The organism is Trichocoleus sp. ST-U2, from assembly GCF_039961875.1.
Taxonomy (GTDB): Bacteria; Cyanobacteriota; Cyanobacteriia; order Cyanobacteriales; family FACHB-T130; genus FACHB-T130.
Genome location: NZ_JAMPJY010000030.1, coordinates 42567 through 55172 on the forward strand (window position 1 = coordinate 42567; position 12606 = coordinate 55172).

Consider the following 12606-nt stretch of genomic DNA (forward strand, 5'->3'; position numbering starts at 1 on the left):
GTATTTACCGCTTTTTACCACTGCTTGCCGCTCCCTGACTTTCTATATTTGAAATCACAAAACCCTCCTTAAAAAGGGGGGTTTTGAGAAATTAGTATTGGGCAGTTGTGAAAATGAAATTACTATTTCTTAGCCCAAGGACTCCAGATAGTCGCGTACACGGTTGCGGCGCTTGGGTTGCCGCAACTTTTGTAAAGCTTTGGCTTCAATTTGACGAACTCGTTCTCTAGATAAATCCAGAGCGCGACCAATTTCTGCCAAGGAGTAAGGATGACCATCTCCTAAGCCAAACCGCATCCGAATCACATCTCGCTCGCGGCTGGTGAGATCGGCAAGCAGCTGCTGCAAATCTCGGTGTAAAGCTTCTCGCATCAACACTTCTTCGGGAGATATGCTGTCTGTTTCCAGCAAGTCGCCTAATTCTGTGTCTTTCTCCTTTCCTACTTTAATTTCTAAAGAGACAGAACGAGGCACCCGAAGTAAAACTTCCCGTACCTGCTCCGGTGTCATTTCTAACTCAACGCCGATATCCTCAATGCTTGCCGTGCGACCTTTTTCTTGAGAAATTTTGCGCTGAGCTTTCTTAATTTTGTTGAGCTTTTCGGTGATGTGAACCGGCAGGCGGATAGTACGACTTTGAGTTGCGATCGCTCTGGTAATTCCTTGACGAATCCACCAGTAAGCATAGGTGCTAAACCGATAACCCTTGGTCGGATCGAACTTCTCAACCGCCCTTTCTAGCCCAAGGGTTCCTTCCTGGACTAAATCCAACAATTCCAGTCCGCGATTTTGATACTTCTTCGCCACAGAAACCACTAGCCGCAGGTTGGCCTTGATCATGTGTTCTTTGGCGCGAATGCCAGTGGCCTGAATCCGCTCTAGCTCTTCAACTGCCAGACCCGCTACTTCTGCCCAGCGACGCTTCCCAGCAGCTAATGTGGGCTTCAGGTTGCTCAGCTCAATACCCGCTTCCGTCGCCCACCGTTCCAAAGAAGGACGGTGCCCCAACTGAGATGCTAGACGATCGTGTACTTCAATCAGATGTACATACGGCTGAATCACTGGATCTGCCTGGTTGGCAGTATCATTTCTCAGCTCCAGCAACCGCATATGACGCTGGACTTTTTGAGCTTCCGAGACTTCCTCATCTCGCCCTAGTAACCGAACCCGACCAATTTCCTGAAGATATAACCGAACCAGATCGGTAGTACGACGGCTGGCAGTTGCCCGTAGAGATGCCTCGCCGAGTCGCCCGTACTCTGCATCTAGACCTTCCATCTCAGGGCTATCGAGATCATCCACCGGGGGTCGAGCATCGTCGTTCAACACGGCAGACCCAAAGTTGTAATTTGGCAACTCGGAGTCAAATTCTGTATCTGTCTCTGCATAAAAAGGAGTGGCTGGCATAGGGATCTCTCAATTGCGTCCGGAATAGTCTTTCAATTAATCACTTCACTACTTATTGCTAGAATTCCCACCCTCCAGGACGAAACAGCTAATGCTTACCTTTCTGTTACTTTCTGTTACATCTAGCTGCATGACACTTACTGAATTCATCGATATCGATGGTTATGCAGGTAGGGACGACGTGACATTCAGAAAAACCTGTCTCTAGTAGGATTCAGATTTCTATCTTTGGGTAGTATAGGCAGCGCTCAATCTTAGAGTAGTGATTTGGGTCAAAGGCCAAGTTAATCTACATCACCAATTGAAGGATTTCCTGAAAAATCCCTAGGGTTAAGAAAGAATATTGGCTCAAAGAGTTCCCTATAGATGGTTTTAAGGGCTAAAACCTAGCTATACTCAGGTTTGCTGTCTCTTAGCATGAGTGCTTCAACTGCTGAGAGTGGGGTAACTTCCCCTTTGAGCAAGCGATAGACTTGGTAAGAAATCGGAACTGAAATTTCTTCTCGATCCGCTCGTTGAATCAGCACGGAAGCGGTGTTGACCCCTTCAGCGGTTCCTTCCAGCTCGGTTAAAACTTCGGAGAGTGTCTTACCTTGAGCCAACCTGTAACCAACCTGATAATTGCGACTGAGACTGCTGTTGCAGGTGGCGAGTAAGTCACCAAGTCCTGACAATCCATAAAACGTTTCAGGTTGTGCCCCCCAGCAGTTGCCGATGCGGATGATTTCAGTGAGACCACGGGTTAACAAAGCGGCTTTGGCATTCGTTCCCAGTTGCAAACCATCACAAGTACCGGCAGCGATCGCCATCACGTTTTTTAGCGTTCCGCCGAGTTCCACTCCCAAAGGATCAGCATTGGTATAAACCCGAAAACTGGGGGACGAAAACACCGCTTGCACCGACGAGGCAGCGGCAGCATCCCGGCTGGCTACCACCGTAGCAGCTGGCAATCCTTGTTGAATTTCTTTAGCAAGATTTGGCCCCGATAGAACGACCACTGGGCGAGTCGGAAATGCCGCCTGCCAAATTTGTGAAGGGGTGCAGGTGGTAACGGGATCTAATCCTTTGGTAGCAGTAACGAAAATTGGCTTAGAAGAGACAGCTTTTTTTACATTCGCCGCAACCTCGCCGACACCTTTCATCGAGATGGCGGATAAAACAATTTCAGCATTCTCTAGAACCGCCTCTAAGCATAGGGAAGACTGACGCGACCACACACGGACGTGATGACCGTTCTGAGATGCGAGAGAGGCAAGGGTCGTACCCCAAGCGCCCGATCCAAGAATCGCTATCGTGAGTTTTGAGTTTTGACCTTTCGCTTCCCTCAAGGGAATGATTTTGATTGAGTTAGAGGAGTTCTGGTCACTCATAACTCTTGAATCGAGGATAGCGTTCCATCAATTCCCGTACCTGTTCGGCATGATAAGAACTCCGAGTCAGGGGAGAGGAGACGATTTGCAGGAAACCCAGCGACTCCCCAAACTGTCTCCAAGCATCAAACTGAGCAGGTGTGACAAAGCTATCGACTTTCAAATGTTTTTGGGAGGGTTGGAGATATTGCCCAATCGTCAAAATATCGCAATCGACATCTCGTAAATCTTGCATTACCTGCCGGATTTCGGTGTCAGTTTCTCCCAGCCCTACCATCAAACCAGATTTTGTGTAAACCCAAGGGGCTAACTCGCGGGTTCGATGTAGTAGTTCGAGCGATCGCTGATAATTTCCTTGAGGACGCACCCGCCGGTAAAGGCTGGGAACCGTTTCTGTATTGTGGTTTAGCACTTCTGGTGCTGCTTGGAGGATTGTTTCGAGTGCCCCCCAATTGCCGCACAAGTCAGGAATCAATACCTCAATGGTCGTCTTCGGGGAGGTGGCGCGAACTGCTTGAATGCACTGGACAAACTGAGACGCACCGCCATCCGGCAAATCATCCCGGTTCACTGAGGTAATTACCACATGATTCAGTCGGAGTCGTCTAACTGCCTCCGCCAAGTTTTCTGGTTCCGTGGAGTCAAGCGCTTTGGGCTTCTTCTCAAAGTCGATATCGCAATAGGGACAAGCCCGCGTGCAGGCTGGCCCCATAATTAAAAATGTCGCTGTACCGGCTTGGAAACACTCGCCGATGTTGGGGCAAGAGGCTTCCTCACAAACGGTATTCAGCCCCAAATCCCGCAAAATTTCTTTAACACTACCGACTCGCTCCCACTGAGGCGCTTTGACGCGCAACCAATCTGGTTTAACAGCCACAACCCGCTTTTTCCACTTTCAGTCATACAGAGTTTATCGTAGCAAGCAACGGACTCAGTGAATTAATTTCTGGTGGAGTGGGTTGGTGATTTGGGATTTGGCGTGATATTGTGGATCTAGTTTGTCACAAGTGACAACGGGATGTAGCGCAGCTTGGTAGCGCACCTCGTTCGGGACGAGGGGGTCGCAGGTTCAAATCCTGTCATCCCGATTTTGATTTTTTGAATGACACTTGCGATGTCACCCTGATGTGCGTCCAATAATTCTCATTTGACGATCGACAACGCTAGCTCTCGACTCCTCAACAGAGGTATCGGGAACAAGTTCATCAACGTTGTCATAATCATGGCTTGCGTCATTCAAATCTGCTTGATCAGAATAATCGGCGCGTGCGGTATCGGGGCCAGCATCAGGGGTGAGAAACCCACTGCCAGTGTTATCAGCGCCTACGGCATCAACGTGCTTTGGTTGATTTGAAAACATTGTTTTTCCTCCGGTTATAAGGCACAAATGAGATTTCATAACTACAGATTTTTTCTGTCAGTTATGCCTCAAGTGTTGAAATTTTATTGCAGCTATACATCAGTCTGAAGACTTAGTCCGAGTTGAGAGCGATCGCACTTTGCTGATGGAGCGAGATGGGGCGCGATCGCATCTTGACCCCGTTGTCAGCCAGTAATTTTGCTCTGGCTAGATGTATTTTTTTAGGGGTGGGTGGGGACACTGAATGAGGGAAGCGATCGCGCCTTGAGCGTTGCGCTTCACTCCACTCAGGATGCAAAATAACAACTTATTAGACTTTTAAAACAGCTTCTAAAAGTAAGCACAGCTAGTGGAGATCGCCTTTTTCCCTACCACTTTCCTACACAAAAAACCGAGCCACAGTGCAGGTAAAATCTGGCAATAGAGGTGAACTTAACTCATCATTATTTAGTAGCGTTGCTATCAATTTTAGCGTCGCATTTTCGCGGTGGTAGATTTCAACTTGTTGCAAGCGCCAATCAGCAATCCAATACTCTTGGACTCCCCGTGATGCGTAAAGTTTGAGTTTAGGTTCTCTATCTTGGCGTTCATTCTCTATACCAGGTGATAACACTTCCACCACTAATTCTGGTGCGCCTGTTAGATGTCCCGCCTCGTCTAGCAATACAGCTAATCTTCCGTTACTAGCCCACACTACATCTGGTATGACGTTATCTGATTCGCTGAATAGCACACCCGGAGTGATGCTGGCTTGCCCTAAACCACTAAAAACAGACCAAGCATCGACTTCTCAACAGATGTTGAAGCAGGTGCGTTGATGCTTCCAGTGGGGCGCTCTGGTCATAAACAACTCTCCATCAATAATCTCATAGCGCGTGCCTTCGTTTTCAGGTAAGAGGTTTATGTCTGTAGTAGTCCAACGTACTCTATCAGTTACCGTAGGCTGCATAGGAGAACTCCTTTTCATTAGCTGTATATATAGTATCCCGATTAAAAAACCCGGTTTCTCTCCTGAAACCGGGTTCTTAGATGCAATGTAGAAGGAGTTATTGGCTAATAGCTACCTGCACTTTATCTTCCACCACTCTTACAGGAAAAGTAGGAACGCTTACGGTTTCATCGTCTAAGCATTCTCCGGTGAGCAAGTTAAAATTTTGCTTGTAGATGGGGGATGCAACTTTGGGAATGCCATTGCGATCGCCTAAAATTCCCCGCGATAGGACAAAGGCTTTACTAAAGGGATCGTAATTGCCTAGCGCAAATACATCAGTTTCTTGTCCCACGCGGAAAATTGCCACCTGTTGATCTTCAACTAAAGCACAAACCCCAGTGTTGGGCGCGATCGCTGACAGCGGACAAATATCAACCCATGTAGAAATTGTCTGGCGAATCGGTAATGCTTGAACCATTTTCTTTTCCTATTGATTAACGGGTTGGTGTAGCCTAGCTTGAAAAATTCAACACATTGCAGTAATTCAAACTAACTCAAAAACTCGCTCTTTGGTTATTTGAACCGTACTGCATAGTTCGCTTAACACAGGTTCCAAATACAGCACGGCTGCAATGTTATTTCTGCCTGATTCCTGCTGCTTACGCCTAATTTCTTCTAGGTCAACGGAATGTTTCTTGACACGAAACATTCCTATATACTTCCACCTAGCTCGATGTAGCTTGAGGAACACTGGAATAGCACCTCCTTGTTGGCAGAGTATCTCAGCTTTCTGTTTTACTTTTGGTGAATCTTCTACCAAAACTTCATCAGGAGCTTTTGAGTCCAGGGTAGGCTTAAAACATCCACACACAATCTTTCCAGCACGCTGAGGAAGATAAGTTTGGAGTTCTCCACCCAATGCAGAATGAATTTGATAGCGTGTGTATGTTTTTCCTAGTTGAAATAACATCAGTTTTTTTAAGCTGTAGGTAATGCACCAGAGCAACAGTCAGCTTATTCGGAAATACCAACTAAAACCTTCTCGTGGTCATAAGCTGGACGTTTTTGCCCCCGTTCCTCTACATGAGCTAAACCAGGATCGGGTTGGTCAGAATTGACAAAGTGACGGAATCGCTTCACTTTTTCTGGATCTTCAATTGTGGCTTTCCACTCACACTGATAGGTATTGAAAAGATGCTGCATTTCTGATTCTAATTCAGCACAAATGCCCAGAGAATCTTCAATAACTACCTGCTTCAGGTACTCGATGCCTCCTTCCAGCTTATTGAACCAAGTTGCAGTGCGTTCTAGTCGATTCGCGGTGCGAATATAGAACATCAAGAACCGATCCAAATATTTAATCAGCGTTTCCTTGTCAATATCTGTTGCTAACAAAACTGCGTGTTGTGGCTTCATTCCACCATTGCCACATACATACAAATTCCAGCCATTTTCGGTAGCAATGATCCCAAAATCCTTGCTTTGAGCTTCAGCACACTCGCGGGTACAACCGGATACTGCTGATTTTAATTTGTGGGGCGATCGCAAGCCTCGATATCGCAGTTCGATTTCAATCGCCAAACTGGTTGAATCCTGCACCCCAAAGCGGCACCAGGTGCTACCTACACAAGATTTGACCGTGCGGAGTGCCTTCCCATAAGCGTGTCCCGATTCAAATCCAGCATCTATCAGTCGCTGCCAAATTCGGGGTAATTGATCTACCCGCGCACCTAATAAATCGATCCGTTGTCCACCTGTAATTTTGGTATAAAGACCAAAATCTTTAGCAACGAGTCCCAACACAATCAGCTGATCTGGCGTTAGTTCACCACCAGGAACTCTGGGGATTACTGAATAAGTTCCATCCTTCTGAATATTTGCCAAGTAATAATCATTGGTATCCTGCAACCCAACGTGAGGCATTTCCAAAATATACTCGTTCCAAGTAGAAGCGAGAATAGAGGCTACAGCAGGCTTACAAATTTCACAACCCTTACCTTTTCCATGTTTTTGAATTAAATCTTCAAAAGTAAGGATTTTTTGAGAACGTACTAAGTGATAAAGTTCTTGACGGGAATAGGCGAAGTGTTCGCAGAGATGATTTTTTACCTCTATCCCGGCTTTCTTCATCTCAGCTTTGAGGATATCTGTCACCAGTGGCACGCAACCGCCGCAACCTGTCCCCGCTTGAGTGCATTTCTTGACACTGGCAATATCGGTGAGTTTCCCTGCTTGGATAGCGCTACAAATTTGCTCTTTGCTGACATTATTGCAAGAGCAAATTTGGGCAGTATCTGGTAAACTCTCCACACCCATACCGACTGTGGCAGACTTGCCTTCGCGGGGTGGCATCAGCAAATCTTCTGGATGAGGCGGGAGGGCGATCGCATTCTGGACAAATTGCAGCAGCGTACCGTAAGCTGAAGCATCTCCTACCAGAATTCCGCCTAAAAGATGGCTACCACCTTCATTTAAAACCAGTTTTTTGTAAACACCTTGGATGGTATCAGTAACGGCAATTTCTTTAGCGCCGGGAGATTTGGCAAAGGCATCCCCGAAACTGGCAACATCCACTCCCAACAATTTGAGCTTTGTGGACATATCCGCGCCGGTAAAGCTGCTCGTCGCTGTTTTGCTCAGGATATCTGCCGCTACGCTTGCCATTGTATAGCCAGGAGCGACTAAGCCGTAGATACGATTTTGATAGAGGGCGCATTCTCCAATGGCATAAATATTTGGATCTGAAGTTTGGCAAGAATCGTTGATAACGATCCCGCCGCGATCGCCTACTGCTAATCCACATCCTCTCGCGATTTCATCGCGAGGGCGGATTCCCGCAGAAAAGACAATCATATCTGTCTCTAACTCTTCACCATCAGCAAAGGTCATTTTAGTAACCTTGCCATCAATGCTGACAATTTCCGTTGTAGATTTACTGGTATGAATTGAAACCCCAAGTTCTTCTATCTTGTTGCGAAGGATGCTGCCACCGACATCATCAATTTGTAGTGGCATTAATCTGGGTGCGAACTCAACAACATGGGTTTTTAAACCCATATTTTTGAGAGCGTTTGCACATTCCAAACCTAATAATCCACCCCCAACGACGACACCAGTTTGGCAATTTTTCGCATAGGATGACATTGCCTCAAGGTCATCTATTGTCCGGTAGACAAAATTACCTTTCGCATCATTCCCTTTAATTGGCGGTACAAAAGGATAGGAGCCTGTTGCTAGAACAATTTTGTCATAGGCGATTGTTATACCATTCGCTGATGTAACTGTTTTTTCTTCCCGGTTAATCGCAACTGCCTTATCACCGATATGAATCTCAACTCCGTTTTCTTGGTACAAACCTGGTTGAACCAACGATAAATCTGCCGCAGTTTTGCCTGAAAAAAAACTACTCAAATTAACCCGATCGTAAGCAACACGAGGCTCTTCGCAAAATGCGATCAAGTTCCATTCCTGCGCCGCTCCCTTGGCGATCATCAGTTCTAGAAACTTGTGTCCTACCATACCGTTGCCAATAACAATAAGATTCTTTTTGCCGGTCATGCAGTTTTATAACGCCTATTTTTACAATCTTCTTAATTAGTCGTATAAAAAATTTCAAAGTAAGTTTGTAAAAATTGTTACACTAAACTGTTTGGCTATGCAGTGTGCGAATGATCCCGATTGTGTTTTTGCATGAGGAGGAAAAACTTTATACCAATGTGGGTCAACTGAGCAGCGATACTCATTTCAAATTTGTTTGTAGAACCGCGCATTCAGCATCAAACTATTGGGGCAATGCCTACACAAAGCTAAGTTAATTTTTCCCCGACTTAAGGCAAAAATTTTACCGATGTAGCTTCTAACTGAAGCAGGGTGGGCAATGCCCACCCTGCTCAACGAAAATGTGACTTAAGTTTTATTCTTCTTTTGGACCAAAAACCATTTGTAGAAGCACTGGCTGACCATCGGCGCGGTGATATTTATCTGCCCAATCCCGAATGACCATATCTAGTTCTTGCATGGCTGCCTCAATGCGATCCGGTGGAATATCGAGTTCCTCTAGTATTCGCATCACATTTAGCTGTCGGTCTGCCCAATCTTTCATCAGTCGGAAGTACCGGGCAGTATCCTCAATCATGATGTAGGTGCGTTCTTCGTCCTCAGCGGGTGAGTAGGAAGCACGGGTGAGGGCGTAGAAGGGCAATCCCCAAGGAGAATCAATTCGCGTCACTGTACCGGAATAGATTAAGCGCCGCTTGATGTGTTCGGCGAATGCTTCGCTTAGAGGAATGCGGCGTTCTTCTGGCAAGTCTTCCTGGGAACGACTGTGGAGAAATTCAATTAATTCTAGAAACTGAAAAGCGTTGATTAGCTGGGCATCCGGCAGATTATTTGGCAGTTTTTCCTCAAGGTATCGCTTTTCGTCAGCGGTCAGGTTGGTGCTATAGATGCGCGATCGCCCCGGTTGCCACGGAAACTGCTCCATCCAAACATAGGGAAACTGAATTAAATACCGAGGTTCTTGGGAACCCAGCATCTTCAGCAGTTTCCCTTCGGTCAGCGCTTGCCGAACTTCCTCTACAATGACTTTGACTCGCTTCGGCTCAATGTGGTGCAGGTGCCCCGTCATCCGGATATTTTGACCCTGCTCCAAATAAGTCATGTAAATCGCACACTTTGCTGCCGTGGCAGCAGCATCCAGGAAGGCTCCGTGTCGGTGCCCGCCGGTTCTCATCGCACTAAAGGCCAGATAAAACATGATCTGATCCATCGCACCGGGGCTAAGGCTTTTGATCAGATCCAGGTCGTTGCTCATATCAGGGGTGATCGCATCGCAAGGGGACAAAACACTGGTTCCTTGGTGAAAATGGTGAAAAGCTTATGTTTCCACATTCGCAGTGAGTTCAATTCACTCGCTGAAACTATTGAACTCTAGGCACCCCGATAGCATGAACGTAAATAATCTCTAATTATAGAAAAGGACGGCCTAATATATAGCTTTTGTCAGGGAATAAATTCTCCGTGACAGACAAAATCAGAAAAATAGTGCCCCAAGTACACCGGCACAAACCTGCTAGAGCTTAGCTTGCTGCCTTCAGATAGGCTTTCATCGACCTCAGGCGCAAGGTGAAAAGCGGATCGATGACTTGTTCGGATTTAGCTAAATAAAGGATAATTCTAGACGATAGAGATATATTCGGGCGAAAACGCATCTCGGCGTCCGGTTCCTTTATCCGGAGACGGTTCGTTCCCACGTTTCAGCGATACAGCTAGCTCGGAAGACGTGGATGGCAGTTGCTGGGCAGAGGCGGACTCGATCCCTAAGAAATTACCTGAAGAGATTGATAGTAAGCTCAACAACATGATAGAGGTGTAAGGGCGCATAGCAGATGTCCGTGTCAGGGTTATAGTCCCTGATACGGAGTTCTTGATCGTCAACCAGGAAAAACTTCGGTTAGAGCTTAGTTGATTCCGATCGAGTTCTGCTTTTTTTTGAGGTTAGAGGTACGATGCCTAAGGCTCAAAAATGGGTGCGATCGCTCCCAGGAGCAATAATTTTTTCCACAATCAACCATTTGCCCGATTGATTGAGATACCCCCGCACAGAGAGCATCTGCCGATCGACGTAGGTTTGGAGTTCTCGGTCTACTTCTGGGCACAAGGCGATTGCTATCCAGGTTTGCTCTTCCCCAGCAGCTGGCTCCTTTAAAGTAAAGGTGTAATCTTGCTCGGCATGGCGCTTGAATACACCACAGAAGAGTGCTGAGTTTGAAGCGGATTCTTCAAGGCTTCCCCCAACCTCTTCCCCATCTCTCTGTTTTGTAAAGGGTGAGGGATTGCCCATATATTTTGAATTCTGTGGCGTCTGGGGTTCCAGGTAAGGGCAGTTGCCATTGGAGGGATAGGTGTCAGGGCGATCTAAGTAATCCCGTTGCCTGTGCAGCCAGTCGGTGCGATCGCGCGGTAAATTGAACAGAGGGAAAATTGCTGCTGGCGATCGCTCATCTTGTAACAATGCTTCTTGCAGGACTCGGACAGGTAAATCTCTGGGTTGACAACTTCGCTGCACGCAAAGCGCCGCCGCCATTCCCGCCGCCTGACCAATATTCATGACGATGGGCTGTAACCGGGTGGAACCGTTGGCAATATGGGAGACGGAGATATTTTTTTCGCAAACCAGCAGTCCATCCACAGACTCTGGAATTAGACAAGTGTAGGGAAGGGTGAAAGGAGTGCCAGTCCAGCGTCCACCCCAGCGAATTGATTTTGGTTTAACAAGAAAGTTGTAGTTAGGGTAATGGTGGTCGTTGGGGTAGTTGCCGAGGGCGATCGCATTCACCTCCCCAGTCGCATCCACAGGTAGGGGTGCAACCTTTCCCCCCGCCACTGGCAAGATATCCTGCTCTCGCACGGTCGCGAGTCCCACAAGGCGTCTACTTTCCCGATAGTAAGGGTGTAGCGCATAACCACCTCCACCGAGAGAGTTTTGAGTTTTGATTGAGTTTTGATTGAGTTTGGGAGTCAAGCGTGAGGGAAAGATTTGAGTCGCTAAGCCGTAACGCCGCCCCAGCTTAGTTTGAATAAAGCGGACAAAGCTTTGAGTGTGCCACAGACTCTCTAGAAGAAATTGATGCCGCGACGCCTCCGACTCTACCAGACGCCCCACGCCTTCCCCATAGTCATTGCCGCACAGGGGCCAGTTGATCATCAACAGATTCCCCGGTAAACGCCCATAATTGAGAAATTTCTCCCAACCGTAGCGATCCCAGCTACCTTGGAAGGATGAAGGAGGAAGGATAAAAGATGAAGGAGGGGGGGAAATTTCCGGCGCACTTGCTTCCTCACCGAAATCTTGCAGAATTGCCACCCAAGTGGGAGCCTGGACTGGGTATCGCTGAGTCAATTCATTGGGAGAAAGCGGGGCGCTGGGTTCGCCAAACTCTGATTGCAATTCCCATCCCCAGCGATACGGCACAGATGCTAGAGGCAGCAAGTCTCCCAGTTCGGTGCCATCTAGGGTGATTTTGGATTGAACGGTGAAATCGGCAAATCGAACGCCGAGGATGCGATCGCCTGTTCGCAAAACCTCTAAGGGCACTCGCCCTGCAATCCAGTGTAGATTTGGCAATTCTCGTACCCAATCGGCAAATACCTGGGCACCAATCCGCGGATCGTAACTAAATAGACTTACCCAACTATTGTTTAAACCCCCTATCTGCCGAGAACGTAATTCCTCCAGAAACTCACCCCAAAGCCCCGTCTGAAAGGCAGCAAGTTCATTACCATCCGGGGCAGAAACCCCCGCTGAGGTGAGCATTCCCCCCAGCCAGGTAAATTCACTCACCAGCATTGTCTTGGCACCGCGACGGGCAGCTTGTATCGCAGCTGCGGTTCCTCCCGTTCCGCCTCCCACAACCAAGACATCTACTTCTATTAATTCATTCATCAGCAATTCCGTTTCAGAATAGACAATCGATCGCGAACAATAGACAATTAGCTATAAACAATCGGCTATCGAAAGTATAAAGTCCATCGTTTAA

Annotated in this window: 11 protein-coding genes, 1 tRNA gene and 1 pseudogene; 1 reads left to right on the plus strand and 12 read right to left on the minus strand. The window is 47.3% G+C overall.

The features are described from left to right. Positions 1–129: 129 nt before the first annotated feature. The 3 genes from sigC to lipA all read right to left on the minus strand — a co-directional run bounded on the left by sigC (position 130) and on the right by lipA (position 3654). Entirely contained in the window at positions 130–1407 is a 1278-nt protein-coding gene (gene sigC, locus NC996_RS18935; RefSeq protein WP_190527923.1) for an RNA polymerase sigma factor SigC, read from the minus strand. A gap of 386 nt (positions 1408–1793) precedes the next feature. Beyond that, the gene (locus NC996_RS18940; protein WP_190685420.1) at positions 1794–2777 is read right to left on the minus strand and encodes an NAD(P)H-dependent glycerol-3-phosphate dehydrogenase; all 984 of its coding nucleotides are present in this window, start codon (positions 2775–2777) and stop codon (positions 1794–1796) included. Then, positions 2770–3654: a lipoyl synthase gene (gene lipA / locus NC996_RS18945; protein WP_190685423.1), complete on the minus strand. Its 885-nt coding sequence runs from the start codon at positions 3652–3654 to the stop codon at positions 2770–2772. Before lipA ends, NC996_RS18940 begins: the two co-directional genes overlap by 8 nt. A gap of 137 nt (positions 3655–3791) precedes the next feature. On the opposite strand from lipA, the gene NC996_RS18950 reads away from it, so the two are divergent. After that, positions 3792–3865 (plus strand) — tRNA-Pro (locus tag NC996_RS18950). A 29-nt stretch (positions 3866–3894) separates the two neighbouring features. Here NC996_RS18950 and NC996_RS18955 read toward each other — a convergent pair. The 9 genes and pseudogenes from NC996_RS18955 to NC996_RS18995 form a co-directional block, all read right to left on the minus strand. Beyond that, positions 3895–4137: a hypothetical protein gene (locus NC996_RS18955; RefSeq protein WP_190685426.1), complete on the minus strand. Its 243-nt coding sequence runs from the start codon at positions 4135–4137 to the stop codon at positions 3895–3897. A gap of 112 nt (positions 4138–4249) precedes the next feature. After that, positions 4250–4435 carry a hypothetical protein gene (locus NC996_RS18960; protein WP_190685430.1) on the minus strand — a complete coding sequence of 62 codons (186 nt, stop codon included), beginning with the start codon at positions 4433–4435 and terminating at the stop codon, positions 4250–4252. A gap of 81 nt (positions 4436–4516) precedes the next feature. Further along, positions 4517–5086, minus strand: a pseudogene (locus NC996_RS18965) (Uma2 family endonuclease). A gap of 97 nt (positions 5087–5183) precedes the next feature. After that, positions 5184–5546: a nitrite reductase small subunit NirD gene (nirD, locus tag NC996_RS18970; protein WP_190536257.1), complete on the minus strand. Its 363-nt coding sequence runs from the start codon at positions 5544–5546 to the stop codon at positions 5184–5186. A 66-nt stretch (positions 5547–5612) separates the two neighbouring features. Next, positions 5613–6038 carry a hypothetical protein gene (locus tag NC996_RS18975; RefSeq protein WP_190527932.1) on the minus strand — a complete coding sequence of 142 codons (426 nt, stop codon included), beginning with the start codon at positions 6036–6038 and terminating at the stop codon, positions 5613–5615. A gap of 44 nt (positions 6039–6082) precedes the next feature. Then, the gene (gene nirB / locus NC996_RS18980; protein WP_190685433.1) at positions 6083–8626 is read right to left on the minus strand and encodes a nitrite reductase large subunit NirB; all 2544 of its coding nucleotides are present in this window, start codon (positions 8624–8626) and stop codon (positions 6083–6085) included. A gap of 355 nt (positions 8627–8981) precedes the next feature. Further along, complete coding sequence (gene hetR / locus NC996_RS18985) at positions 8982–9881, minus strand: heterocyst differentiation master regulator HetR (protein ID WP_190412890.1); 900 nt, start codon at positions 9879–9881, stop codon at positions 8982–8984. A 362-nt stretch (positions 9882–10243) separates the two neighbouring features. Continuing rightward, complete coding sequence (locus tag NC996_RS18990) at positions 10244–10450, minus strand: hypothetical protein (RefSeq protein ID WP_190685435.1); 207 nt, start codon at positions 10448–10450, stop codon at positions 10244–10246. 136 nt (positions 10451–10586) lie between these two features. Then, a complete protein-coding gene (locus NC996_RS18995; protein ID WP_199303067.1) occupies positions 10587–12512 on the minus strand; it encodes an FAD-dependent oxidoreductase in 1926 nt (641 codons plus the stop codon). Between the last annotated feature and the right edge of the window lie 94 nt (positions 12513–12606).

What these genes read in the sequence shown, in the direction of transcription:
- NC996_RS18990 (WP_190685435.1), bottom strand. Translation starts at nt 10,450, where the DNA reads ATGCGCCCTTACACCTCTATCATGTTGTTGAGCTTACTATCAATCTCT.
- NC996_RS18995 (WP_199303067.1), bottom strand. Translation starts at nt 12,512, where the DNA reads ATGAATGAATTAATAGAAGTAGATGTCTTGGTTGTGGGAGGCGGAACG.
- NC996_RS18940 (WP_190685420.1), bottom strand. Translation starts at nt 2,777, where the DNA reads ATGAGTGACCAGAACTCCTCTAACTCAATCAAAATCATTCCCTTGAGG.
- hetR (WP_190412890.1), bottom strand. Translation starts at nt 9,881, where the DNA reads ATGAGCAACGACCTGGATCTGATCAAAAGCCTTAGCCCCGGTGCGATG.
- NC996_RS18975 (WP_190527932.1), bottom strand. Translation starts at nt 6,038, where the DNA reads ATGTTATTTCAACTAGGAAAAACATACACACGCTATCAAATTCATTCT.
- NC996_RS18955 (WP_190685426.1), bottom strand. Translation starts at nt 4,137, where the DNA reads ATGTTTTCAAATCAACCAAAGCACGTTGATGCCGTAGGCGCTGATAAC.
- nirB (WP_190685433.1), bottom strand. Translation starts at nt 8,626, where the DNA reads ATGACCGGCAAAAAGAATCTTATTGTTATTGGCAACGGTATGGTAGGA.
- nirD (WP_190536257.1), bottom strand. Translation starts at nt 5,546, where the DNA reads ATGGTTCAAGCATTACCGATTCGCCAGACAATTTCTACATGGGTTGAT.
- sigC (WP_190527923.1), bottom strand. Translation starts at nt 1,407, where the DNA reads ATGCCAGCCACTCCTTTTTATGCAGAGACAGATACAGAATTTGACTCC.